Origin of the sequence: Bifidobacterium pseudolongum subsp. globosum (assembly GCF_000741295.1) — a bacterium.
GTDB classification, from domain to species: domain Bacteria; phylum Actinomycetota; class Actinomycetes; order Actinomycetales; family Bifidobacteriaceae; genus Bifidobacterium; species Bifidobacterium globosum.
Genome location: NZ_JGZG01000002.1, coordinates 79,012 through 104,636 on the forward strand (window position 1 = coordinate 79,012; position 25,625 = coordinate 104,636).

Consider the following 25,625-nt stretch of genomic DNA (forward strand, 5'->3'; position numbering starts at 1 on the left):
ACCCAACGTCCGCCCATACCGAACCGCCTTATCTTAATTAATCGTCATGACTGACCACGATGCGCTGGTTCGCCACATCAAGCAGATGCTTGCCATACGGGCTCTTGCCATACTTGCGGCCGGCCTCTTCGAGCTGCTCGCGGCTGATCCATCCATTCTCGAACGCGATTTCCTCAACGACCGAGATCGGCAGCCCCTGCGCGTGCTGGATCGTGCGTACGAATTCACCGGCTTCGAACAGGCTGTCCATCGTGCCGGTGTCGAGCCACGCATAGCCGCGGCCGAGTGTGCGCACGTGCAGGGTACCGTCGGCCAGATACATCTGGTTGAGGTCGGTGATCTCGAGTTCGCCGCGCGCAGACGGACGAACCTGCTTCGCGAAATCCACCACGCGGTTGTCGTAGAAATACAGGCCCGTCACCGCGTAGTTCGACGCGGGATGCTCGGGTTTTTCGACGATGCTGACCGCCTTGTGGTTGGCGTCGAATTCCACGACGCCATACCGCTCGGGGTCATCCACGTAATAGCCAAACACCGTGGCGCCCTGCTCAATGGAGGCCGCCTTGCGCAGCTGGCGCCCCAGACCATTGCCGTAGAAGATGTTGTCGCCGAGCACAAGCGCGCACGCATCGCCGTCGATGAACTCCTCGCCGAGCAAAAAGGCCTGCGCCAGACCGTCGGGGCTTGGCTGCACCTTGTAGCTCAGCGAGACGCCGTATTGCGAGCCGTCGCCAAGCAAGCGCTCGAAGTTCGGCAGGTCCTTTGGCGTGGAGATGATCAGGATGTCGCGGATCCCCGCGAGCATCAATGTGCTCAACGGATAGAAGATCATCGGCTTGTCGTAGACCGGCAGCAGCTGCTTTGAGGTGACGGTCGTCAGCGGGTAGAGTCGCGTGCCGGAGCCGCCGGCGAGGATGATGCCTTTCATGCGCGATCACTCCCCTCGGCGCGCGGCGGCGACATATGCATGGAGCTCGTCGCGCCAGTCGGATGGCTCGAACCCGGTCTCCTCTATCTTCGCCAGGTCGAGCGTGCTGTAGGTGGGGCGTGGGCTGACCGGTGCGGTCGCGTTGGCGAAGTACTCCTTGGTGCTGATCGGCTTGACCGCCTGCCCGTTGCCGTTCGCCTGCGCGAACACCTCGCGCGCGATGGCCGCCCAGCTCACGCTGTCGCCCGACGACGTGAGGTCGTATGTACCGTAGGGTGCCTCGCGGTCGAGCAGGAAGAAGATCGCGCGCGCCATATCCTGTGTGAACGTGAGGCGGCCGATCTGGTCATCGACGACGGTCACCTGCTCCAACGCCTCATCCGGATTCGCCACGCGGTCGGACAGCGCGATCATCGTCTTCACGAAATTGTGGCCGTCACCGATCACCCAGCTCGAGCGCAGAATGTAGTGCTTCGGCGCCATCGCCACCGCGATGTCGCCGGCGGCCTTCGTCTGGCCGTACACACCCAAGGGGGCGAAGGCTTCGTCCTCATCGTGCACCTCGGTCGCGCCATCGAACACATAGTCGGAGCTGATGTGCACCAAGGTCAGGTTGTACTCGATGGCGGTCTTCGCCAGCAGCGCCGGGCCTTGCGCATTCGCCTTCCACGCGGCCGTGCGGCCTTCCGGCGTCTGCGCTTTGTCGACGGCGGTGTAGGCGCCGGCGTTGATAATCGCACCATACAGACTCCAGTCGATCTGCGCGTAGGCGGCGGGGTCCGAGAAATCGAATTCGTCGATGTCAGTGAATTCGAACCCTTCCAGCCCATGCGCCTGCACATAGTCGCGGATCGCGCGGCCGAGCTGCCCGTTCGCGCCGGTCACGAGCGTGCGGCGCGGCGCCATCGGCTTCGCGTCTTTGAGCATCGGGTGGTGCAGGTCGGCTTCGCTGCGCTCGGACTCCTCGAGCGGAATCGGCCACTGGATATCGAGGTCCGGGTCGGCCAGATTGACGAACGTGTAGGTCTTCTTCTGCTCGAGCGACCAGTGCGCGTTCACCAGATACGAATACGCCGTGCCGTCTTCGAGCGCTTGGAAACTGTTGCCGACGCCGCGCGGCACATAGATCGCGCGCGACGGATCCAGGCGCGTTGTATACACCTGGCCGAACGAGTCGCCCGGGCGCAGGTCGACCCATGCGCCGAAGATCTCGCCCGTGGCAAGTGAGATGAACTTGTCCCATGGCTCGGCGTGGATGCCGCGTGTCACGCCTTTCTTCGCGTTGAAGCTGATGTTGTTCTGCACCGGCTGAAAATCGGCCGGCAGCCCAAGCGCCGTCATCTTCGCCTTCTGCCAGTTCTCCTTGAACCAGCCGCGGTTGTCGCCGTGCACCGGCAGGTCGAAGACGAGCAGTCCGGGGATGTTCGTTTCGGTGACCTTGAGTTCCTTTTCAAATTCCATCGCGTTGTAAGCCTTCCGTTGCAATCACTGGCCCTGGGCCTTGTATTTCGCTTCGGTGGCGGCCTTCACCGGCTCCCACCACTGCGGGTTGTCCACATACCACTGCACTGTGGCGCGCAGACCGGATTCGAAATCGGTGTGGGTCGGCTTCCAACCGAGCTCCGTGCGCAGCTTGGTGGCGTCGATCGCGTAGCGGCGGTCATGGCCCGGGCGGTCCTTGACCCAATCGAACGCGTCTTCGGGCTGTCCCATCACGCGCAGAATGTCTTTGAGCACGGTCAGGTTGTTGCGTTCGCCGTTCGCGCCGATCAGATAGGTCTCGCCCAAGCGGCCCTGCGTCAGGATCGTCCACACCGCGCTCGAATGGTCTTCGGTATGGATCCAGTCGCGCACGTTGAGGCCGTCGCCGTAGAGCTTGGGGCGGATGCCTTCGATGATGTTCGTGATCTGGCGCGGAATGAACTTCTCCACATGCTGATACGGCCCGTAGTTGTTCGAGCAATTTGAGATCGTCATGCGCAGGCCGTACGTGCGGAACCAGGCGCGCACAAGCAGGTCGGAGCTCGCCTTCGTGGACGAATACGGGCTCGACGGGTGGTAGGGCGTCTCCTCGGTGAACTTCGCCGGGTCGTCGAGCGCGAGGTCGCCGTAGACCTCGTCGGTGCTCACGTGGTGGAAGCGCACGTCGTATTTGCGCGCCGCCTCGATCAGGCGGAACGTGCCTTCCACGTTCGTCTTGAGGAACGGCTCGGGGTCGGCGATCGAGTTGTCGTTGTGTGACTCGGCCGCGTAGTGCACAATCGCGTCGTGGCCGGGCACAAGCTCGTCGAGCAGCTGCGCGTCGCAGATATTGCCGTGGACGAACTCCACTTGGTCGCCAAGCAGAGGTTTGATGTTCTCGAGATTGCCGGCGTAGGTGAGCGCGTCGAGCACCGTCACATGCACATCGGGGTGGTTGTTGACCACGTAATGCACAAAATTGGAGCCGATGAAGCCGCAGCCGCCGGTCACGATGATGTTTTTGGGTGTGAACGATTCGGTCATGGCACTTAGCTTAGCAATGGCCGGCTATGAATGTGGCGCTACACATACCGTTCCAGGGTGCCCAACGAATCGCGGTGGCGCTCCAGATACAGGATCTGCTTGCGTCGCGCGTCGTGCCGCACCATGCTGTCGGTGGACACATCTTCCGCATGGCGCACCACGATCTGTGGGTCGTACCGCATGGCCAAGCCCGCACGCTTGCACCGCATGTACAGAATGTCTTCTTCCAAATACAGGAAGGTGCCGGGGTCGAACGGTTCGTCGAAACGCTGCACGAACACTGGCGTGAAGATCAGACACGACCCGTGCAGTTTGTAGGTTCCCTCCACAACCGGTTTCGGTGCTTCAGTGTGCGGTTGCGGCGGGCGCTTCACACGCGATTTCAACGCGCTGAGCGGCTCCAGCAGGTGCAGGTGGAGCAGCAGCAGATTACGACGGATATGCTTACGCACGGCTGCGATCTTCACGGGCGTGTCCACCACGGAGCGCACGGGGTTCTGGTCGTGGCCGGTTTTGCCCGAGATGATCTTGGGGCCGATCACACCGCAATGCCACCGCTGGTAATCCTCAATGGCACGGTCCATGAAGTGGGCGTCGTCCACCACGGCGTCGTTGTTGATCGTCACCATGTAGTCGCAGTGCAACCGTTCCTTGCAATGCCGGTAGCCCATATTATTGCCACGGGCGAACCCCTCGTTGCGCGCATTGTGCAGCAGCGTCACGTCATCGGCCCCCGCATAGCGTTCAGTGAGGCGCTCATAGCTCCCGTTCGCCGAATCATTGTCCACCACCACAATATGGTAATCCCGCCCGGCACAGCACCGCCTGATCGATTCCACGCACTGCATGGTCGCCTCATCCACCAGATAATGCAATACCACGAACCCGAACCGCCCAGACGCCGCGTTGCCCATGCACAGACCTTTCCATGAGTGCCATACCACTTCCCCATTACTCTATACGCCGGCCCAACCCCACGCCATTGGTGCCGTTACCATCTGCTACAGTGCAGTGCGTGGAAAGGTAGGCGCAATATATTATGAGCGGTAGAGTCAAGCGCGCACTGCACGCCGTGCACCAAGCCATTCGCCCAGGGGGCGCATATCATCTCGACACCTACCATGCATTGACGCCGGTGCGCTTCCAGCCCTGCACCGCGGGGAGCGGACGCCGGCTCAACCTGTTCATCCCCAATATCGAACGCAGCCGCATGTATGGCGGCCAGAAGACGGCGTTCCGCTTCTTCACCGCTCTGCTCGATGAGTGCGGCGGCGACGCGCGCATCCTTGTCGAACAGCCGTGCGACGCTCATCAACTTGAGGTGTTGCGTGAGCAGTACCCTGATTGGCAGATCGTCGGTGCAGGCGAACAGAGCGCCGCCGCGCGGCAGATCGTGATCCTCGACCCAGACACGCGCGAGCGCGCCCAACTACCTGTGCGTCCGCTCGACTATTTCGTCTACACGTATTGGACGGGCGCCTATGCACTGGCGCAGTACGAGGCGTTCCAGCGCGAGGCGTTCGGCCGCGCCACCCCGCACATCCACCTGATCCAGGACTTCGAGCCTGGGTTCAAGGCGTGGTCCGCGGATTATCTGCTGGCGGATTCGATCTACCACCAGCCCAACACCATCGCCGTCTTCAATTCAGTCGAGCTCAAGGACTGGTTCGACCGGCTCGGCTATGGGTTCACCTCGTCATATGTGTTCAGCCCGAAGCTCGACCCGGACATCGCCAAGCATCTGCACGATGTTCCGGCGGACCATGCACACGAAAAGCTGCTCGTGTTCTACGGCCGCCCCTCCATTCCGCGCAATTGCTTCCCGTTGATCGTCAACGCGCTCAACCTGCTGCTCACGCAGCACCCCGAGGTCAGCCGTGAGTGGAAGATCCTCTCCATTGGCAGCAGCATCGGCAAGATCACACTTGCGGACGGGCAGCGTCTGCAGACCGCCGGCAAGATGACACTCGACGCTTACGCTGCGCTGATGCACCGCGCAAGCGTCGGTGTTTCGCTCATGTGCTCGCCGCACCCGAGCTACCCGCCGCTCGAAATGGCGGCGTTCGGCATCACCACGATCACGAACAGTTTTGTCACGAAAGACCTCAGCGCCATCCCGCACATCACCTCGCTGGACTCACTGTCCATCGAAGGCCTTGCCAATGCGATCTGGCAGGCCATGCAGGCTGACCCGCATGCCGACGACGGCAAACCGTACCCGCCGAACTACGCGCATTATCTGGAATACACAGACTTCTTCGACGGCATCATCGATCCGTTGAGCCGTGAAGTGCTCACCGATGCCGAAGCCGCGCGGAACGGCGACTGACCGACCATACGACCAAGAAACGGACATGGGAACCACACCGACCACCAAGACGCCGTCGCTCACCCGCAACGCGCTGCTCAACTCCATGAAGACGGTGATGAGCCTCATCTTCCCACTCATCACCTTCCCCTATGTCTCGCGTGTATTGGGCGCCGCGAACATCGGCAAAATCAACTATTCGCTTTCGATCGTCTCGTATTTCGCCCTGTTCGCCGCGCTCGGCATCTCCAACTACGCCATCCGCGAAGGCGCGAAGATCAAACGCGACCAAGCGAGCCTCACCCGGTTCGCGCGGCAGATCTTCACGATCAACCTCGTCTCGTCGGGCATCGCTTACCTTGCGTTCCTGATCGTGGTGTTCGCGCTTCCCGATTTGCACGCCTACTGGGTGCTGCTGTTCATCCAGAGCCTCACGATTGGGTTCACCACAATCGGCGTGGACTGGCTGTATTCGATTTTCGAGGATTACTTCTATCTGTCCGTGCGTACGATCGCCATGCAGTTCGCCTCGTTGATCCTCATGTTCATCTTTGTGCACAAGCCCTCCGACTACGTGATCTATGCGGGCATCTCCGTCTTCGCCTCGTCGGCGGCAAACGCATGGGGCTTCTTCCACGCCCGCAAATTCTGCACGTTGCGCCCCACGCGGCATGTCGAGGTCAACAGGCACATCGGGCCGATCATGACGCTGTTCATGAACAATGTGGCGATCAATATCTACAGCAACGCCGGCACCACATTCGTCGGCGCCATGATGGGCGACGTGCAGGTGGGCCTGTACTCGGTGGCCATGAAGATCTACTCCATTGCACGGCAGGTGATCAACTCCCTGACCGTGGTCTCGCTGCCCCGACTCTCCTATCTTTCGGCAAACGAACGCAAAGGCTACATCGCGTTGCTCAACCGCCTGTTCAACACGATCATCGTCACCTGCATCCCTGCGGCGATCCTGCTGTACGCACTGAGCTCGCCGATTGTGCTGATCATCAGCGGCCCCAAATACGTCGATGCCATCCCCATGCTACAGATCATCGCGTTCGCGCTCGCCTTGGCGGCGCCGAACGCCTTCCTCACGAGCGCCGTGCTCATCCCATTGCGCAGGGAGAAGAAAGTCGTCATCTCCACAGCCAGTGGCGCCGTGGTGAACATCGCGCTCGATCTGGCGTTGATTCCGTTCTTCGGCACCTATGCCGCCTGCGTGAGCATCGTCATCGCCGAACTCGTCGTCACCGTGCTCTCGCTCGCGTTCTCGTTCGACCAGATCACCCAACTCAAGCTCGGTGCATCGTTCGTGCACACCGCGGTGGGCTGTGCGCTGATCGTCGCGTGCCATATGCTCTGCATGCGCACTGTGCACATCGGCAATCCCGTTGTGGACTTTCTGGTGCGCGGCGGTGCCTATGCCCTCGTCTACGGGATCGCGCTGCTGGTGATGCGCGACGACAGCCTGGCGTTCTTCCTGCGCAAGCTGCGGCGCCCCGCCAAACGGTGATCAGTGGGTGTAGGTGCCCAGCACCTTGAGCGAGCGCACATAGTTGCCGAGCGTGAAGATCATCTTGCGGCGTGTGGTTGCGCTCATGCTGTCGGTCGACGCGTCTTCGACATGCTTCACCACGATGCGCGGGTCATAGTGCATCGTGAGTCCAGCGGTTTGGCAGCGCATCCATAGGATGTGCTCTTCGAAATACAGGAATGTGCGCGGATCGAACGGCTCGTCGTAGTGTTGCACGAAGGCTGGCGTGAAGATCAGGCATGCGCCGTGCAATTTGTACGGCCGGTTCGCATCTGCCTCGGCTGTGGCGTGCGTGTACGGGCTGTCCGCTGCAGACTGGTGCCCCAGCCGCTGCTTGAGCCGCACAAGCGGCTCGTACAAGTGCAGGTGCAGCAACAGCAGGATCGCACGGAACCGGCGGATCTGCCTGTTCACTTCGCTTCGGGTGCGGATGATGCCGTAACTGGGGTTCTGGTGGCGGCCGTCTTTGAGCGAGACGATGTCCGGGCCGATCACGCCGCAATGCATCTGGGCATAGTCCTCAGTGCACAACGGCATGAAATCGGCGCTTGTGAGCATCGCATCGTTGTTGATTGTCACAATGTAGTCGCAGTGCAACTGGCTCTTGCAATACCGGTAGCCAACGTTGTTGCCGCGCGCGAAGCCCTCGTTCGCGGCGTTGTGCAACAACGTGACGCCGGGTGTTTCGGCATAGCGCGCCTGGAGCCGCTCGAAACTGCCGTTCGCGGAATCGTTGTCGACGATCACGATCCGGCATGATTCGCCGCCACAGTATTCGAGAATCGAATCCACACACTGCGCGGTGGCGCCATCCACCAGGTAATGCAGCACCACGAATCCAAACATGGGTCGTCCTTTCGTCGCCATCACAGGGTGCCGTCAAGCACGCGCTGGTACAGTGTGGGCTTGCCATCCACCGTGGTGGGGTATGGGATCTTGTACGTGAGTTTGTTGATATATGTGCCGGGCGCCACCGTGGGCTCGGCTGCGGTGGAATCCATCTGTTCGGAGAGTTCAAAGCGACCGTTGTTGCTCACCGGTATCGCGTCGATCATCGCGGTGACCTGCGGAATGTGCATGTAGGCGTCATGGAAGAACTCGTCGAAGAGAAAGTACTCCGGCACCGCGGGGATTCTCGTGAACACCGCGACGAAACAGTCGTAGATGTACTTCATGAGCGGATTGCCAGCCACCGATGCCAAGCAGTATGTGGTCCAATGGCATTCCGGATACTCGGCGTGGATCGAATAGAACGGGTAGTCGGCGAAATCAGCCGAAAGGTCATCGGTCAGATACAGCGTGGAATCGAGCCATACGCCGCCATGCTCATACAGCAGTTTGACGCGCAGCGCGTTGCAGAACGCGTTGATTGTCAAGGTGCCCGCCTCACGGCGCTGCACCAGGATGGGGTCGATGTTTGCATACTGCGCGTAATTCTCTCGCGTCACGATGATGACCTCACGGCCGCCTGCATGGCGTCTGATGCTGTCGACGCACGCGCGGATGACCGCCGGCGTGCGGTCGTTCAGCCCCTGCCACCATGCCACCCAGATCGGTCCGTCATTGTGCGCGGGCAAACCGGCGATGGCGTCGGCGTCAAAGGGAATGTGACGCATGACCTTGGCCCACAACGCGTCGTCGAACACGCGGTAATACCGGTCACGGCAGCGCTTGGTGCAGTGGTACACCACCCCAAGCGCGGCTGGCTTGATTCCCAGCAGCTTGGTGCAATTGACCGCTGCGGAATTGATCTTCGACAGCCGTGCCGGCAATTCCTTGAGTCTAGGCATCTGGTTCTCCCTCTTCGGTTCACTCGCCATGGTTCTTCCACAGCAGCGTGGCAGCCACCGTGGTCATGAACCGGTTCGTCAGCATGGCGTATTTCAATCGGCCTGCCTTCGGCAGCACCTGCCTGTCCACTGCGGCCAAGCGCGGGCGCAATGCCTGCGCGCGCCGCCGACAGGCTCTGCGGATGGCGTTCCAATCGCGCGGTGCAAGCGCGGCCACAGCCTTGAGTTCTTGGTAATACAGATTCACCTGTTCGGTGGCCCACGCCTGCCGTAAGTCGGCGTCAGTGTCCAGCCGGTATTCATGCATCAGCCGTGTACGGGCGTCGATTGCGGGGTGGTACAGCCCTTTCGCGGTGTTCGCCACCGTGCGCGCGCCCAATCCGCCAACGCGGTAATGGTACCCGGCGTAGTCCACATACACCAGCTCATGCGCGGCGCGGAAGACCTCCATGTTGAACAGGTTGTCTTGCATCCGAGGCAGCGCCGGGTCAAAACGCAGATCATGCTCCGTGAGCAGCGCGTGCCGGTACAGTTTGCCCCACGGCACGCCGATCGCTGTCACAAACCCGGCGTCCTGCATATATGCGCCATCCATGAGCTGGCGGTAGAGCGGCTTCTTGGCCGCCTCATCCGCCACCACGAACCCGCTGGGGAAAAACCGCTGGCGGCGCTCGCCTGCACTGCCGAAGGCGACGCACGCCGACATGATGGCGTCGGCATGCGGATGCGCGCGCGTTTCGCCATACAATGTGGCCAGATACTCAGGGTCTACAACATCGTCGGGGTCGATGAAGCAGACCCATGTGCCGCGCGCCATGTCGAGGCCGGTATTGCGCGCCACAGCCACGCCTTGGTTGGTTTGTTCGACGATGGTGAAGCGGGCGTCGCCTGCAATGGCGTTGCGCATCACGCGCACGGAATCGTCGGTGGAGCCGTCGTCAACAACGATCACTTCCGCATCGTCCATCGTCTGCGCGCGCAACGAGCCGATGCATGCGGCAACATATGCTTCTTGGTTGTATACCGGCACAATCACACTGATGAGCGGAGTATGGGCGGTCATGGTCGGTACTCCTTGACCGGCATGCGCACACCATCCGCAATGCCCTTGCAGTACGCCCTGATCTTGGCAAACCTATGCGGTTCCAACAGCGAAAGCGCCATGATCGGCGGAATCTCCACAAGGCCTTCGAGTTTGGTCCACTTGTGGTATTTCTTCCAGTAGATCACCCGGTTGCGCGCTTGGTAATAACAGCGCATGGGGTTGTACCCCAACGTGAATAGCGGCGCCCACACCACCGTGCCGTCTGACCGGCGGCGCGGCACTTTGAGCCCGGTTTGCCCTGATTTGCCTTTTTCGTGGAGCAGATACACCGCGTTGTCTTTGACGATCCGGTACCCGTTGAGCAGCAGGCGTTCGTTGAAGTCGAAATCCACATAGTCGATGAACAACGCGTCGTCGAATCCGCCTGCAGCGAGCGCGGCAGGTACGCTGACGAGCGAGCCTGAGGTGATCGCACCATGCGAGGCTCCGCGGGTCAGCTGCTCCACTGCCGGTAGATGCTGGCTGCGGTATTCTTCTTCGGTCATGCGGTTGCGGTCCAAGATGAACGGGCAGACGAGCCCCACGTCATCGGTGAGCAGCTGTGCCAGCGCATCGACCATGCCAGCGGTGGTCACACTGTCTTGGTCCAACAGCAGCGCGGCGTCGTATTGGCGGGCCGCCGCCCACTGCAGCACGGCGTTGAGTCCCGCGGCAATGCCCAGATTGCGCCCCGCGCCCTGTACATGCACCGCGCCCTCATATCGCTTGGCGAGCTCGCGTACAGCCTGCACATTCCCTGAACCGTTGTCAAAGACGAACACGGCCTCAACTTGCGGGGTTATGGCGTCAAGATTGGCCTGCAGCCGTGCCGTGTCCGGATTGAATGTGACCATTCCAGCGCAGCGCTTCATATGCTCCCCTTCCCTGTGCAACATGCCGGACCGCTTAGCGGTGGCGTCCATATAGCAGCTTCTTGGTCTGTGCGCGCAGCGCCTCTTTCCACCACACATCATCGGGTTTGTATACCGGATAGGTTTTGACGCGCAGTTTGCGCGTGCGCACCCACACATTGAGCAGACGTTCCGCGAGGAATCCGAAGAGCCGCTGGTTGTACGCGTCATACCCTGTGGTGTCGATGCGCCGCTCCGCCTCGTCCAGAATGTCGAACAGCCACTCCATGTACGCCGAGAACCGGCTCGTGTCCATTACAAACATGTTGTAGCTGTACAGCGCGTGCCCATCGAGCAGTTCGTCGAACGCCTGCACATACTCTGGGTGCTTTTCCTGCAGGATCGCGCGTACGGTATGCAAGTCGTCGATGTTGTGGAATTGGGCGAACTGCGCACGGATGGTCTTGGTGAGGATCCACGGTTCAGGAAGCACCACATCCACTTCGGTCAGGTCATGAGCGAACTGCGAGGCCGGCACAATGCGGCTTTTGCGCGCATCGGTGTAGAAAAAGCGCCGGTAATGCACAAATCCCACATTCGCGCAGTCCACACAGGCGTTGCGCCACACCCAGTATTGTGCCGTCAGTTCGCAGAATTGCGGGTTTTTCGCGGAGATGTTCTCGCCGGTGTCATCGCGCACCGCAATGCTCGCATGGTTGTGCACGGCGCCGGCCAGAATCGGCACATACCCGGGTTCGGCAGGCGCGTCGAAGTCTTTGTGCGCCACAATGTAGACGCGTGTATTCGCTTGGTCTGGCATTGTCACCGCCTTGCGCTTTTCCGTGCGGCGCGCTTGGCGTCCAGCACGCCTTTGCGGTTGCCGGTGTAGCGGAAGATGCAATCGACGAAGAATCGCGCGGCTTCCATGATCTCCCCCTCTTTAAGTAATTCCTTCATCGTGTAGGTGAGCATCGAGAATCCTTCACCAGCTAACTCGGCGTTGCCGAGAATATCCGCGTGCTTGGTGATTTCCACGCCTTGGATGTAGTTGCGGTTGAACTGCTGCTTGAACGTGAAGTTGTGCGAGTGGACCACCTGCGCATCGGCTTCGTACACGATGGTCCAGCCTGCGCGGAGGAAACGCGCGGCGATGAACATGTCTTCGTTGGTGAGCACCGGGTTCTCGAATCCCCCGACCTCCAAGTATGCGCTGCGGCGGTACGCCGCGCACACGTCGGAGGCACGGAAGGCGTTGATGCCCAAGCGTTTCACATCGGCTTTGGTGACCCTATGCGACTGGGGACGGTATGAGTACTCGCGCACAATGCGCTCAGCGGGCCGGGTGTCCGCGCGCGGCAACTGCCGCCCGTACACAAGTGCCACATGCTCATCACTGAACGGTTTGACGATCCGTGCCAAAAACTCATTGTTCTTCGGCAACGCATCTTGTGTGAGGAAGCACACGAACTCCCCCGAGCTTTTGCGGAGCACGTAGTCCCTCGTGCCACCATGGTTGAAATCCTTGCGGTCGATCACTAGCAGGCGCACCTCAGGGTGTTTAGTGCGCACAATCGCCTGTGTGTCATCGTCTGAAGAGGAATCCACCACAATGATTTCCGCAGGTGTGATGGTCTGCCGCTTCAACGCGGACAGCAGATCATCGATCATGGTGCCCGCGTTGAGCGTTGGAATGATCACCGAGATGTTATTGACAAACAAAGTTCAACCTCACGCGTCGCTATGCAATCCCTCCAGTCTATCCAACTAGATGGTCTTTGCTCAACACGAGCGGGCACGCCCGCTACAGGCGAACATCAATCGCGGCGGAACAAGTCCCGAGTGAACACCTTATCTGAGGCATCAGCAAGCTCGTCGTTCCAACGGTTCGCGACGATGATGGAGGCACGCTGCTTGAACTCATCAAGGTCATGGGTCACTTCGCTGCCGAAGAACTCGGCATCGTCAAGCGTCGGTTCATACACCACGACCGGAATACCCTTGGCCTTGATGCGCTTCATGATGCCTTGGATGCTCGATTGGCGGAAGTTGTCGGAGCCGGACTTCATCGTCAGACGGTAGATGCCGACGACTGGATGCGCTTCACCACTGATTGCGTTGAGGATCTCATCGGCGATGAAGTCCTTGCGCGTGGCATTCGACGCCACAATCGCCTCAATGAGGTTCTGTGGCACATCGGCGTAATTCGCCAGCAACTGCTTGGAATCTTTTGGCAGGCAATACCCACCATAGCCGAATGAGGGGTTGTTGTAGTGGCTGCCAATACGGGGGTCGAGGCATACACCGCGGATGATCTCAGCGGTATTCAGGCCACGGGAATCGGCATATGTATCGAGTTCATTGAAATATGCCACACGCAAAGCCAGGAAGGTGTTGGCGAACAGCTTGATTGCCTCGGCTTCGGTGGTGCCGCAGATCAACTCGGGAATGCCAGTCGTGCCATCGGCGTTCTTGCGGTCGTGTTCTTCAGGTGCGGCCCCCTGCGCCAGCAGGTTCGCAAAGGTACGGGCAGCTTCCACAGCTGCGGCATCGTCCATCGGTGCGCCGACGACGATACGCGAAGGGTGCAGGTTGTCGTACAGCGCGTGGCCTTCGCGCAGGAATTCCGGAGAGAAAATGATCTTCTCGTCGCCGGTCTTTTCGCGTAACTGTGCGGTATACCCAACCGGAATCGTCGATTTGATCACGATCCAGCAGTCCGGATCATATTCGCGGATGGCCTTGATGGCGGCTTCAACGCTTGAGGTGTCAAAGTAGTTCTTGCGCTCGTCATAGTTGGTAGGCGTGGCCACAACCGCATAATCCGCACCAGTGTAGGCAACGGCCGGATCAGTGGTGGCTTGGAAGTCCAGATGCATCGTGCCATCACGCTTGCCGTCGAGGAAACGTGTGATCTCCACATCCACAATCGGGCTTTCGCAATGGTTGAGCTTCTCCACCTTCTCAGGCACGATGTCCAACGCGTGCACTTCGTTATGCTGCGCAAGCAGCAACGCCACGGACAATCCCACATAGCCGGTGCCGGCAACTGCGATCTTCATATATATTCCTCGATTTCTAACGAATACTGCTCTGAGTTCCAAAGATATTGTTGGGAGCTGACACAGTAGCTATTGCATCAGTATGCCCCGCTCGGGTGCAGCACCGTGCCGATGGTGCGCATGATGTACACGACGTCTCCCATCACGCTCCAATCCTGCACGTAGCTCACGTCGAGCTGACGGCTTTCCTCTTCGTCAAGGTCGTTGCGCCCAGACACCTGCCACGGGCCGGTGATGCCTGGTTTGACGAGCAGGCGCGTAGCGTAGACCGGGTCGTACTCCTGTACCTCGAAGTCACGCTGCGGACGCGGCCCAACCACGCTCATGCTGCCCATGAACACGTCGAAGAACTGCGGCAGCTCGTCAAGGCTTGTCTTGCGAATGAAATTGCCGACCTTCGTGATGCGAGGATCATGCTTGAGTTTGTACCGTGCACCCATCTCCTGCCCGTTCGCGACAAGCACTTCTTTCAGGTGTTGGTCCGCATCCACGCGCATCGAGCGGAATTTGTGGATATAGAATGGCTTACCGCGCAGGCCAATGCGTTCCTGCTTGTAGAACACCGGACCACCGTCTTCGATCTTGATGGCGATTGCCACGATGAGCATGATCCACGACGAGAGCACGATGGCGAGCGACGAGACGACGATGTCGAAGATGCGCTTCTTGACCTTGGCCACCGGCGAGTACTGTGGCAGGCTGATCGTCATGATGCTCATGCCCTGGATGTTGCGCATCTGTGTGGCATGCTCGGCGATGTCGAGCGCGGAGGTGATCAATGCGATCTCCAGATTGAGCGATTCCATCTGCACGGCGAATGTGCTCAGGTTGTCGGAGAAGCGGTCGAGCACATCCGTCACCATCACAGTTTGCGCGCCGGTCTGTGCAATGCGGCCGGCCAGATGGTCGCCGTATTCGATCATCTCGATCGGCTCGCCCCAAGATTCGCGCACCATCGTATTGAGCACATCGATGTCCGGGTCCGCCTCAATCAAACCGGTTTCACGGTTCACACGGATTGGGCATACCCGCACCGGTTTGTAGTTGAGCTGCTTGCGCTGTTGCAGGAATTTGAGAATCTGCCCAATGCCTTCAGGTGAACCCACAATGACCGTAGGGTAGGCGTAATCGCCCTTGCGATGGCGGTAGGTGAGGAAGCGGCGCGCCACAAAGCGCACGATCATCTCGGCCAACCACACACACAATGACGTCATGCATACCGAGTAGAACGAGACATTCGTCTGCATGATGAAATTGAGTGCACATACGCCCACCCAACTGAACACCGTTGCTTTAAGTAGCAGGATATTGAGTTGATAGCCATCGGCGAACACATGCCTGTGATAGACGCCGGAGGAATGGGCGCAGAAGACCCAGATGATCGCACACACCGCCACATACAAATACACACTGATGGGGAGGTTGAGTTGAAGGCGTGTGGTGAACAAATCCATCTCTTTGCTGAAGTACATCACCACAAGGCCCACGCAGAAATACACCACTGCGTCGAACGCCATGAGGGCAAGATTCAGCACAAGGCGCCAATGCAGCACTTTGGCGGATTGACGCTCCACCTTCTGTGCGAGCTGCGCATCGCTCTTTTCCTCTGTCATGGTTCTCCTTCTCGCCTGCTCACACAGCGCTCAGGCCTGTTCCCTCACCGCACGTGGCGGTACCCGCTTTGCGCATAACAAGCCAATACTACCTTGCCCCCTGCCGCAAACTGCACATCATGGTACATGCTTGCATGTTCGCCATGGTTTCTCAGTAGGTGAAGCACGATGTGCTCCGTTTACAATATGAATTGGGCGAAGTATAGGTTCATGACCATCGTATGTACGACGAGGCACTTTCCAAAGGAGATTCGTGATGGAACAGGCACAAGGCAACACCGGTTCGTTCAATGCCGTGGAATACGGCCCAGGGCAAGCCGCTCGGGATGCCGAGCATGATGCGTTGAAGACCGATGAACTCACGGAACCCCGCGCACTCAACACAGACCCGCTGACCGCTGCCGTCACGCCTGACAACGCCGTGATGCCCGATCCTTCCACTGATGACGTGATCACCGGCGAGTTCACTGCAACCGAAGCAGAAAGCGATGACGGGGCGATTGCCGACGAGGAACTGCGTCAGTTCGAAAAGCGCATCGACGACATCCTCGCGACCGGCGAACTTGACGAAACACTGCGCGTGATCGATGCCAAAGGCGTGGCACAGGTGCTTCCCGTACTCGATTCTGAACCGATTTCGCATCTGCTCGAGGGCATTGAGGAAATCGGCGGCCGCGCCAATGTGTTCGTCCGCACCGCGGACGGCATCGCCGTGCTCAACGTGGTGGAATACAGCCCGGAAGACCAGAGCGCACGGCAGGCGGATGATACGCCGACCGGAGAAACGCCTGTGGTCAACGCCGAGGAAGCGGCAGAACAGCCAACAGAATGAGTCTTCCGAAGCCACCACAGCCAGGGCGCCCCTACACGCGTGATGTGCACCACAGCCCCGAGACGGTCGAGCACGAAGGCCGCATAGCCGGCCTGTCCACCGTGCTCACCGGCGAGATGTCGTACCGCAACGACCATCTGACACGTCCGGCGTTCATCTCGCTCGCCATCCTCACGTTCATCACCTTCGTCGGCAACTTCACGCAGCTGCAGCTCAGCGCCGCCCTGCCGTCGCTCGTCGACGACTTCGGCATTTCCGTGACGCTCGGCCAATGGATGACGTCGATCTTCCAGCTGACGATGGGCGTGATGGTGCCGCTCACCGCATACCTGACGCGACGGTTCTCAACGCGCCAGATCGTCATCGCCTCGATGGTCGTGTTCACGGTCGGCTCGGTGCTCGCATGGCTCAGCCCCACGTTCCCGCTCGCGCTGTTTGGCCGCTTCCTTGAGGCAGTCGGCACGGGCGTCATGTGGCCGGTTCTGCAGATCACCGTATTCTCGATTTTCCCGCTTGACAGGCGTGGCATGGCAATGGGCATCGTCGGCATGGCGATGGCCGTCGCGCCGGCGATTGGCCCAACGCTCGGCGGACTGCAGACGGATATGAACGGCTGGAGGGCCATCTTCCTGACGCTCACTGTCATCGGCTGCATCTCGATCCTGCTCGCTGTGTTCGGATTGCATAACTTCGGTGAGTCAGACAAAGCTGCGCACGCGGACTTCTTCTCAGTCGGGCTGTCCATCATCGGCTTCGGTGGGCTGATGTTCGGCTTCACGAACATCCAGGCATACCCGCTGGCGGCGCCTGTTGTATGGCTCCCGATGATCATCGGCCTCGCCGGCATCGTATGGTTCGTACTGCGTCAGTTCCGCAATGAGCGACGCTTCAAGACCGGCAAGACAAGCCGCCCCGCATTGCTCGACCTCTCGGTGTTGCGTAATGCGCATTTCTCCGTCGGCACCATCATCGCATCGTTGAGCTTCTTCGCGTTCAGCTCGCTCGTCGTACTCATCCCGCTCTACATCCAGAACTGCCGCGGCTACACAGCCACCATAAGCGGTCTTGTCATGCTCCCCGGCGCAATCGCCCAGGCCATCGCCCAGTTCTTTGGCGGCCGCGCGCTCGACAGGTTCGGGGCACGCCCTGTCGCCATGGTCGGCACCATCCTGCTGTGCCTTGGTACAACGATGATGAGCATGATCGGCATGGGCACCTGGATCTGGTACATCTCGATCTGCCAGTTCATCCGGCAGATCGGCATGGGCTTCGTCATGATGCCGGTCACCACGTGGTCACTCAACTGCCTTAAGCCTGCCGAAGTATCGGCCGGTTCAGCCGTCACCAACACGGTACGGCAGATCGCTGGTGCGATCGGGTCCCCTGTCATGATCCTCATCATGTATTCGATCGCCGCAGCCCAGATGGGCGCCGGACGCCCGGATATAGAAGCAAGCGTCATCGGCATTGAATGGGCGCTGCGTATCAGCGCGATCATCAACTTCATCATGATTCTGATGGTCGTCTTCGGCGTCAAGGGCGAAGACGCCGGCTCGGCACGCAGTGCCGTACGCCGTGCACTGCGTCATGCAAAGGCCGCATCCGCACAGTAATACTTACGCCTTGCCCATGAGCGTGAGCATAATGAGCACGGCGTTGAGCGCGATGATCAGCGCCACGACCGCCAAACAGACGATGTGCTTGATACGCCCATCCGCGTATTGACCCATCAACGTGCGGTCGTGCGTGTAGCGCATCAGCGGAATGATCGCGAACGGAATGCCGATCGACAGCACCACCTGCCCAACAATCAGCGCCTCGGTCGGATTGTTGGCGAGTGCAAGCACCACAAGCGCCGGCACGAGCGTGGCCACACGGCATGCCCACATGGGCACGTCCACGCGCAGCAGTCCCTTCATGATCTCCGAGCCAGCGTAGGTGCCGACGGATGTGGATGAGAGCGACGACGCGAGCAGACCAATGGAGAAAATGGTGCCGACGACAGGCCCCAGCACCTGCGCGATCGCGTGTTGCGCGCCCTCGATCGTGTCGGTGCCCGTCATACCGTAGAGCGAATTCGCCGCGAGCACGAGCAGTGCGATGTTCACCGTGCCGGCGATCGCGAGCGCCCACACGACGTCGATGCGGCTGCCGTGCATCATCTCGCGTACGCTCGGCCTGTCTGTGCCTGCGCCGAAATGGTCGTTCACGAGTGTGGAATGCAGATAGATCACGTGCGGCATCACGGTCGCGCCCAGCATCGACGTGGCCATCAGCACCGACGACCCGTCGGTGAACCGCGGGATCAATCCCTCCGCCACGGCAAGCGGATTGGGCGGGTCGATGAACAGGCCGGCGATGAACCCAAAGGTGATCACGAGCAGCAGGCCGATGACAAGCCGTTCGAAGATCTTGTGCGTCTCACCGCCCTGGAACAGCAGCAGCACCGTGGAGACGGCGCCGATGATGCACCCGCCCACGAGCAGGGGCACACCAAACAGCAGATTCAGTGCGATGGCGCCGCCGATGACTTCGGCGAGGTCGGTGGCGATGGCGATGACCTCGGCCTGCATGAGGAACAGGAAACGCCCGGCCGTGCCCATGCGCTGCCCGAGGATCTGCGGCAGGCTTTTGCCGGTGACGATGCCGAGTTTCGCCGCCTGATATTGGATTAGCACGCTCATGCAGTTGGCCACGACGAGCACCCACACCAACAGGTAGCCGTATTTCGCGCCGGAGGTGAGGTTCGCCGCCACGTTGCCCGGGTCCACGTAGGCCACCGCCGCCACAAACGCCGGCCCAAGCATGCTGGCGAGCGCGTGCGCCGGTTTCTCCGGCTTGCCGTTCGCTTTGCGCTCGATCGCAATGTCTTGGTTCGCCTCGGCTTGCAATGCGAGCGCGTCGATGTCCGCCGGCGCTTCCGGTGCGCTCTGTTGCTTACCTTGGCTCATTATGCATCACGACTCCTCGACTACCGCAGCCTATCTTCGGATTCCATTGTGTCGAATTATCGTGGTTTCGCGCGCCGCTCAATCATTGGGAATCGCCTGCCCCGGGCAGGAGTGCAGCACGCTGAGCATCGCGCGTTTCTCCTGCGTCGTCACGCTCAGCCCGTACTTGTCTTTCACACCGATCTGCCGCGCCACGTAATCGCACCGGTATTCGCCGTTCGTCGGCAGCCAGTACGCCGCCGACGCCGCGCCTTTCTCCTGGTTCGCCGGGCCGTCCACCGCGAGCAGATTGTAGAGATCGTTGCCGAAGCGGAACCGCTTCTGCTGGCTCCAGTCGCGCGCGCCGGACTGCCACGCGTTCTGCAGCGCCACCACATGGTCGATCTGCACGGCCGAACTGGTGGTCTGCCCGCGCTGGAAGTGGATCGTCTTGCCTGTATACGGATCCGCGAGCACGCCGGACTTGACTTTGCACCCGCCGAGCTTGGTGTATTTCACGTCGGTCAGGTCGCGGGCGAGCACGTCTTCGCGCACGTCGCAGCCATTGCCGTCGTCGTCTGTTTCGCGGTAGCCGAAGAGTTCACGCTCGTAGCCGTTCGTGGAGACGTCGTCGTCCACCGGCAGTTTCTGCAACGTCTCCGCTGCCGTGCCCGTGGCGTGGTACTGCCCAGTGATTTCCGCGAATTTCGGACTGATGCGCGGCAGGACCACACCAATCGTCACACCAATCACTATGGCGATCACGAGCAGAATCAACACGCGCTCAGCCACACTGGAACTGTTGAAGTAGTTGCGGCCGAAATGCTTGGAACGTCTACGAGTCATGCGCTCTACTGTCGCGCGAATCGTGTGGAAAATCAAGCTGCGTGGCGCATACAAATCGTTTCGTATGATTTTCAGCCGGCACCGACATGTCGTCTTCAGCAATACCGGTCGACATAGTTTGGTAAGATTAAAAGAGTTTAGTCATTATTGGGGAAGAACAACTTATGAACACACAAGGCATTGATGCAACAAAAGCACGACATAAATTGATTCGTACACCGCGCAATTCAAGTATCGAATTATTACGTATCATCGCCATGCTAATGATACTTTCGCATCATTTTGTCTTGCATAACGGAACCTCTCTCGCAGATCTTCCCATGACACCGGTGAGAGAGATCTTCTCATTCCTCTTCCTTGGCGCAGGAAAAATCGGTGTTACCATATTCTTCTCTATCTCCACTTGGTTCCTTATCAGTTCAGAGCAGTCCATCAAACACAACTTCCGGCGCATATGGCTTATGGAGCGCGAACTTCTGTTCTGGAGCCTCACGCTGCTCATAACATTCACCCTCGCAAAGAAATCCTTGTTGTCGCCGACAATGATGCTCAACAGCGTATTCCCCGTAATCACCAGCCTATGGTGGTACGCTTCGGCCTACGCCTCATTCCTCGCCATACTGCCCTTCTTACAATATGCACTACTTGCAATGGGTCCCAAGCGCCACACACAATTGGCTTTGATGCTTCTGCTGGTCTTCGGCCCGTTGAGCCTAGTGCCATACCCCACCATATTCGGTGTCTACATCAACAACGTGGCAGGGTTCATGTATCTTTTCATCCTCTTGTCGTGCTACAAACTGTATCTCAAACAATTCAATGTCAAACAGCTTTGGATACTGATGGCGAGCGGCCTTCTCATAGGTGTGTTGATTACAGTTTTGAAGGATGCAGTTATTGTGCTTATGTTTGCAGATAACACCCCCACAAAGCTGGTGACATACACCCCATTCCGTGATTTCATTGCACTGCCATCGCTTATGGTCGGTATCCCAATCTTCTTACTATTCGACCGTTTGCACTTCTACAGCAAATACATCAATTTCATTGCCAAGTCGGCATTTGCAGTCTATCTGATTTCTGAGTACCTCCCCATGCGCGACCTGCTATGGTCTACTTTGTTCGATTTCAAAGACATATATGGCAAGCCCTTCGCACTGCTGCGCATCATCGTCATCATGCTTGGAGTATATGCCGCTTGCACGCTATGCGATTTCGCCCGCCGTGGACTCTTCGCACTCACTCTGGACCGACATCCAGGACGTTGGTTCGAAGCCCTGTGGAATAAAGCAGCCCAGTGGTCGTGGGTTCAGTCGCTGCCCAAGTTGATGGTAGATTCTCGTATACCCTCCGAAACCAAAGCTCACGATGATGCAGAGTAGGACCTCTCTTTGCCCCGACTCAAAACCAGCCCAACGCAAGCCTCATTACGCCCTCCCTATGCGTGCATAGGGAGGGCGCGCAATCCGCGGATTCTTGCCCGTCTGCTGCGCGATTACACAGGCGACGCGCATGGCGAGCCGGTCCAGCGCCTCCTCGGAATTCAAATCAGCCTGCGTCACTTCGAATACACTCCACCCCAGCGCCGCCAGTGCGCCCAGCTTTTCGTGATCACGCCGATACTGCCGATAATCCAAACGATGCTGACCACCCTGATATTCCAATCCCAATCGGTATTTTGCGATGGCGAGATCCACGGTGTGTTCTGTACGCGAGTCATACGCTGACCCGGGCACCACATAATTAATCTCGAACGCCGGCAGTCCGCGCAACTCCAGTCGCACACGCAATTCAGTCTCTTTGACCGAGGCGTTCCCCGGCCGCGCAATCGTCAATGCGCGCAAACACCGGCGTTTTCCGTGGAAACGGTGTGCGCTTGTAAATGCACGTAAATCGGTAAGCGGGCACAGTCCGTACCGCTCCATGGATTCCGCAATCTGAATGAGCTACAGCATCGTCGCGTCCATCGCCACCGACGCCCACGCGGCCGCCGGCCTCAGGCACTGCACGCCGGTCGCGAACTGCTGCATGGAATCGACCGCCAAGCCCTTCCACACGCGCATGCGAACGTCCGGCAATTCATGACGTTCGCCAGCTGTGCGTACAACTACATGCAATGCGTCTTTAGGCTGTTTGGTGGCGTGCGGTGGCGCAGTGTCCCACACATTGCCCGGGCCCGAAAGATCTCCCGGCGTCTCCACACCGAGCAGGCGCAGCGCTGTCGACCCGCAGTACATGCACGGAATGTTGGCGTGTGCACAACGGCGCATCATCTGCGAGGCGGTCTGCCACAGATGCGACTGCAGCAGCGGATATGAGTTGCGGCGACTCTCGTGTATATCCACCGGGATTGCGTCCCATTCCTCATAGAATTCATCCATTGCGCTCGCTCCTTACTGCGGTTTGAATCCACTCACCGTATCCTCACCACTCCGAGCGCGCAATTCACCTCAGCACTATTGTGGAAATGTGGATTCCCACGCTGCCCCAACAGCACTTCTCTCCCCCTGTTACTGTGCTACCTACCTCCTGCTCCCCTCACTCCTCATCCGCACAAATCGAATTTCAACCCCAAAAATCGATTTGTGCGGCGGCCTCAATGCCAGACTGCGGAATACACCCCGGGGTTCAAAACAACATCAGTTGTTAAAGCATGTTCCACATGTCTGCTGGTATATGCTGCATGATGTCATTACGCGTCAACACAAAAGCTGACGCCGGTACCGGCTGCGCATCAGATTCCCCAAATGCCTGCGCGCATAAACGAACGAGCATATCACCGTCAATCAGCTGCACGCCCGCTTGATTCGCATACGTCACGGCGTCACGCGAGAATCCGCTGGTCGTGATCACCATCATGCCCTGCGCTCCCACTGTAGTGTTGGCGCCCTGCAATTTCTGGATGATCGGGCGCCCTACACGATGCGTGGGCTCGTAGCATTTGCATTCCGCGATAAAGCTCACGCCTTGGGAATCATAGAGTTTAAGGTCAAACCCGCCATCTCGCACTGGAGGGGTCACTTCCGCACTCCAGCCGAGATTCCGGAACACATCAGCGCAAAACGGCTCGAAATCCGTGGGCTGGCTCCTGAATTGAGCCACAATGTTAGCGACGCTGGTGGCGGAGCGTTGCGCCTTGACCTGCTCCATTACGCTCTGGCGCTTGATTTTCTCTTCCGGACAATATCCGACGGTATGGCCTTGCGCGCGTAAGTCAAGCGCAATTTGATACATCACCAACGGATTCTTACCACTCAGCCCCCATGATCCAATGTCAATCAAGGATTTCTGGTAGCAAATGGTCGTATCCTTTGTACGTTGGTCACGGGTGCCGTCTCGTTTGGCAGCGGACCAGTATGGGAAACGCAGCACCAACGTGCCTATTGGGTCGTCTTCATGGTAGTACCGCTTGATACGCACGCTATGCGGAAGACTCACACCATATCGCTTATGGAACTTCGAGCGAAACACCATTTGACGGATGGAATCCACCGCCCATATCGCCAAGGCCAACACGGCAATAATGCCGACCCCTGCAATGCAGTATTTCCATACACTGTCCAAATTCGAGAACCACTCCAACACTGACGCACCTTCTCTCACATTGTTTCTTCACTTCACTTAGATACTATTACCAGTCTCCTGAATAGTGCGCCCTCAACTCCCCGTTCAATATCAGAACATGAAACATGGAGTGCAGCACCATTGTGGTATCTCTCGAAACAGTGCCACGCACCACGCGCGGCATGCAAGTCCACATAGGCGCACAGAAGGAACCAGAGAGAAAAGCTCATGGAGACTACACGCAACGAACTCAACAAGAACCTCGCCCAGATGCTCAAGGGCGGTGTCATCATGGACGTCACCACGCCCGAGCAGGCGCGCATCGCGGAAGACGCGGGCGCTTGCGCCGTCATGGCGCTCGAGCGTATCCCCGCAGACATCCGCGCGGCCGGCGGCGTGAGCCGCATGAGCGACCCCGCCATGATCCGCGGCATCCAGGAGGCCGTTTCCATCCCGGTCATGGCGAAGGTGCGCATCGGCCACATCGCCGAAGCGCGCATCCTGCAGGCGATCGAGATCGATTACATCGACGAGTCCGAAGTGCTCTCCCCTGCCGATGACGTCTATCACATCGACAAAACCCAGTTCGATGTGCCGTTTGTCTGCGGCGCGAAGAACCTCGGCGAAGCACTGCGCCGCATCCAAGAGGGCGCGTCGATGATCCGTACGAAGGGCGAGCCGGGCACTGGCGACGTGATCCAGGCCGTGCGCCACATGCGCACCATGAACCGCCAGATCCGCGAGCTCGTCTCCCTGCGCGACGACGAGGTGTACGAAGCGGCCAAGCAGCTCGCCGTGCCGTACGAGCTCGCGAAGTATGTGCATGACAACGGCCGTCTGCCGGTCGTCAACTTCGCCGCCGGCGGCGTTGCCACGCCCGCCGATGCCGCACTCATGATGGAACTCGGTGCCGAAGGCGTGTTCGTCGGCTCGGGCATCTTCAAGTCCGGCGACCCGGCCAAGCGCGCCGCCGCGATCGTGCAGGCGACCGCCAACTGGCAGGACGCCGATCTGCTCGCACGCCTGTCCGCGGACCTCGGCGAGGCGATGGTGGGCATCAATGAGGAAGAGATCGACATCATCATGGCCCAGCGCGGCGAGTGACCCATGGTTGTTGACGTTGCATATATCTCGAAAGAGCGTTCCGACGACCTCGGTCACACTCCGGGCTCAGTCACTGGCATCCTCGCCGTGCAGGGCGCATTCGCCGAGCACGCCGCGATGCTCGACCAGCTCGGCGCCCCATGGCGCCTGTTGCGCGCGGCCGAGGATTTCGACGAGTCGATCGGCCGCGTGATTCTGCCCGGTGGGGAAAGCACCACACAGGGCAAACTGCTACGCTCCACCGGCCTGTTCGAACCGATCGCCGCGCATATCGCCGCCGGTAAGCCGGTCTTCGGCACATGCGCTGGCATGATCCTGCTCGCCCGCAGGCTCGAGAACGACGCCAATGTGTATTTCGGCGTGCTCGACGCCACCGTGCGCCGCAATGCGTACGGCCGCCAGCTCGGATCGTTTGCCGCGGAAGAGACCGTACGGACATTCGACGCGCAGGGCGAACCGAGCGGCGAAATCGCCGATTTCCCGCTTGTGTTCATCCGCGGCCCGTTCGTGGCCAAGGTCGGTCCAAACGCGCGTGTGATGGCCTCGACCCGTGGCAACGCTGTCGCCCTGCAACAGGGCAATATCATCGCCACGGCGTTCCATCCAGAAATCACCGACGACCCGCGCATCCACGAATATTTCCTCAGTCTGTAGACAGCGCACGCAGGCATAAAGGG

Annotated in this window: 24 protein-coding genes; 7 read left to right on the forward strand and 17 right to left on the reverse strand. The window is 59.4% G+C overall.

Annotated features, from left to right (window positions below; genetic code table 11):
* Positions 1-37: 37 nt before the first annotated feature.
* From rfbA to BPSG_RS01310, 4 genes are read right to left on the reverse strand one after another with little or no spacing between them, the layout of a single operon-like run.
* Positions 38-928: a glucose-1-phosphate thymidylyltransferase RfbA gene (rfbA, locus tag BPSG_RS01295; RefSeq protein ID WP_026643670.1), complete on the reverse strand. Its 891-nt coding sequence runs from the start codon at positions 926-928 to the stop codon at positions 38-40.
* A 6-nt stretch (positions 929-934) separates the two neighbouring features.
* Positions 935-2,389: a sugar nucleotide-binding protein gene (locus BPSG_RS01300; protein WP_026643671.1), complete on the reverse strand. Its 1,455-nt coding sequence runs from the start codon at positions 2,387-2,389 to the stop codon at positions 935-937.
* Between the two features lie 24 nt (positions 2,390-2,413).
* On the reverse strand, positions 2,414-3,433 hold the full coding sequence (gene rfbB, locus BPSG_RS01305; RefSeq protein ID WP_026643672.1) for a dTDP-glucose 4,6-dehydratase: 1,020 nt from the start codon (positions 3,431-3,433) through the stop codon (positions 2,414-2,416).
* 38 nt (positions 3,434-3,471) lie between these two features.
* Positions 3,472-4,347: a glycosyltransferase gene (locus BPSG_RS01310; protein WP_033502302.1), complete on the reverse strand. Its 876-nt coding sequence runs from the start codon at positions 4,345-4,347 to the stop codon at positions 3,472-3,474.
* Between the two features lie 125 nt (positions 4,348-4,472).
* Here BPSG_RS01310 and BPSG_RS01315 point away from each other — a divergent pair, with 125 nt between their 5' ends.
* Positions 4,473-5,762 carry a rhamnosyltransferase WsaF family glycosyltransferase gene (locus tag BPSG_RS01315; RefSeq protein ID WP_026643674.1) on the forward strand — a complete coding sequence of 430 codons (1,290 nt, stop codon included), beginning with the start codon at positions 4,473-4,475 and terminating at the stop codon, positions 5,760-5,762.
* A 25-nt stretch (positions 5,763-5,787) separates the two neighbouring features.
* Complete coding sequence (locus BPSG_RS01320; RefSeq protein WP_033502303.1) at positions 5,788-7,254, forward strand: oligosaccharide flippase family protein; 1,467 nt, start codon at positions 5,788-5,790, stop codon at positions 7,252-7,254.
* Here BPSG_RS01320 and BPSG_RS01325 read toward each other — a convergent pair whose 3' ends face one another.
* From BPSG_RS01325 to BPSG_RS01360, 8 genes are all read right to left on the reverse strand, one after another.
* Positions 7,255-8,121 (reverse strand): glycosyltransferase, encoded by an 867-nt coding sequence (locus tag BPSG_RS01325; RefSeq protein WP_033502305.1) that lies wholly within the window; start codon positions 8,119-8,121, stop codon positions 7,255-7,257.
* Between the two features lie 20 nt (positions 8,122-8,141).
* Positions 8,142-9,095, reverse strand: a complete 954-nt coding sequence (locus BPSG_RS01330; protein WP_051592009.1) for a capsular polysaccharide synthesis protein — start codon at positions 9,093-9,095, stop codon at positions 8,142-8,144.
* Positions 9,085-10,128 carry a glycosyltransferase family 2 protein gene (locus tag BPSG_RS01335; RefSeq protein ID WP_051592010.1) on the reverse strand — a complete coding sequence of 348 codons (1,044 nt, stop codon included), beginning with the start codon at positions 10,126-10,128 and terminating at the stop codon, positions 9,085-9,087. The genes BPSG_RS01330 and BPSG_RS01335 overlap by 11 nt, the downstream gene beginning before the upstream one ends.
* Positions 10,125-11,003, reverse strand: a complete 879-nt coding sequence (locus BPSG_RS01340; protein ID WP_236822958.1) for a glycosyltransferase — start codon at positions 11,001-11,003, stop codon at positions 10,125-10,127. Before BPSG_RS01340 ends, BPSG_RS01335 begins: the two co-directional genes overlap by 4 nt.
* A 52-nt stretch (positions 11,004-11,055) precedes the next feature.
* A complete protein-coding gene (locus BPSG_RS01345; RefSeq protein WP_026643678.1) occupies positions 11,056-11,820 on the reverse strand; it encodes a DUF4422 domain-containing protein in 765 nt (254 codons plus the stop codon).
* 2 nt (positions 11,821-11,822) lie between these two features.
* A complete protein-coding gene (locus BPSG_RS01350; protein ID WP_026643679.1) occupies positions 11,823-12,704 on the reverse strand; it encodes a glycosyltransferase family 2 protein in 882 nt (293 codons plus the stop codon).
* Positions 12,705-12,814: 110 nt separating this feature from the next.
* Positions 12,815-14,059 (reverse strand): nucleotide sugar dehydrogenase, encoded by a 1,245-nt coding sequence (locus BPSG_RS01355; RefSeq protein WP_026643680.1) that lies wholly within the window; start codon positions 14,057-14,059, stop codon positions 12,815-12,817.
* Between the two features lie 77 nt (positions 14,060-14,136).
* Positions 14,137-15,672: a sugar transferase gene (locus BPSG_RS01360; RefSeq protein ID WP_026643681.1), complete on the reverse strand. Its 1,536-nt coding sequence runs from the start codon at positions 15,670-15,672 to the stop codon at positions 14,137-14,139.
* 256 nt (positions 15,673-15,928) lie between these two features.
* Between BPSG_RS01360 and BPSG_RS08790 the strand changes: the two genes are divergently transcribed.
* Both BPSG_RS08790 and BPSG_RS01370 read left to right on the forward strand, forming a co-directional pair.
* Positions 15,929-16,504, forward strand: coding sequence for a hypothetical protein (locus BPSG_RS08790; RefSeq protein WP_404802103.1), 576 nt, complete (start codon positions 15,929-15,931; stop codon positions 16,502-16,504).
* The gene (locus tag BPSG_RS01370; RefSeq protein WP_080699236.1) at positions 16,501-18,117 is read left to right on the forward strand and encodes an MDR family MFS transporter; all 1,617 of its coding nucleotides are present in this window, start codon (positions 16,501-16,503) and stop codon (positions 18,115-18,117) included. The genes BPSG_RS08790 and BPSG_RS01370 overlap by 4 nt, the downstream gene beginning before the upstream one ends.
* Before the next feature lie 3 nt (positions 18,118-18,120).
* Here BPSG_RS01370 and BPSG_RS01375 read toward each other — a convergent pair whose 3' ends face one another.
* The gene (locus tag BPSG_RS01375; RefSeq protein WP_051592011.1) at positions 18,121-19,455 is read right to left on the reverse strand and encodes an Nramp family divalent metal transporter; all 1,335 of its coding nucleotides are present in this window, start codon (positions 19,453-19,455) and stop codon (positions 18,121-18,123) included.
* A 78-nt stretch (positions 19,456-19,533) separates the two neighbouring features.
* Positions 19,534-20,280: an HNH endonuclease family protein gene (locus BPSG_RS01380; RefSeq protein WP_026643684.1), complete on the reverse strand. Its 747-nt coding sequence runs from the start codon at positions 20,278-20,280 to the stop codon at positions 19,534-19,536.
* Positions 20,281-20,444: 164 nt separating this feature from the next.
* On the opposite strand from BPSG_RS01380, the gene BPSG_RS01385 reads away from it, so the two are divergent.
* Positions 20,445-21,662 carry an acyltransferase family protein gene (locus BPSG_RS01385; RefSeq protein ID WP_080699237.1) on the forward strand — a complete coding sequence of 406 codons (1,218 nt, stop codon included), beginning with the start codon at positions 20,445-20,447 and terminating at the stop codon, positions 21,660-21,662.
* Positions 21,663-21,707: 45 nt separating this feature from the next.
* Here BPSG_RS01385 and BPSG_RS01390 read toward each other — a convergent pair whose 3' ends face one another.
* From BPSG_RS01390 to BPSG_RS08230, 3 genes are all read right to left on the reverse strand, one after another.
* Positions 21,708-22,124, reverse strand: a complete 417-nt coding sequence (locus BPSG_RS01390) for a hypothetical protein (protein ID WP_026643685.1) — start codon at positions 22,122-22,124, stop codon at positions 21,708-21,710.
* A gap of 102 nt (positions 22,125-22,226) precedes the next feature.
* Entirely contained in the window at positions 22,227-22,661 is a 435-nt protein-coding gene (locus tag BPSG_RS01395; RefSeq protein WP_026643686.1) for a hypothetical protein, read from the reverse strand.
* Between the two features lie 265 nt (positions 22,662-22,926).
* Positions 22,927-23,865 (reverse strand): restriction endonuclease, encoded by a 939-nt coding sequence (locus tag BPSG_RS08230; RefSeq protein WP_051592013.1) that lies wholly within the window; start codon positions 23,863-23,865, stop codon positions 22,927-22,929.
* 207 nt (positions 23,866-24,072) lie between these two features.
* Between BPSG_RS08230 and pdxS the strand changes: the two genes are divergently transcribed.
* Positions 24,073-24,948: a pyridoxal 5'-phosphate synthase lyase subunit PdxS gene (gene pdxS / locus BPSG_RS01405; protein WP_026643687.1), complete on the forward strand. Its 876-nt coding sequence runs from the start codon at positions 24,073-24,075 to the stop codon at positions 24,946-24,948.
* Between the two features lie 3 nt (positions 24,949-24,951).
* A complete protein-coding gene (gene pdxT, locus BPSG_RS01410) occupies positions 24,952-25,602 on the forward strand; it encodes a pyridoxal 5'-phosphate synthase glutaminase subunit PdxT (RefSeq protein ID WP_026643688.1) in 651 nt (216 codons plus the stop codon).
* The last annotated feature ends 23 nt before the right edge of the window (positions 25,603-25,625 follow it).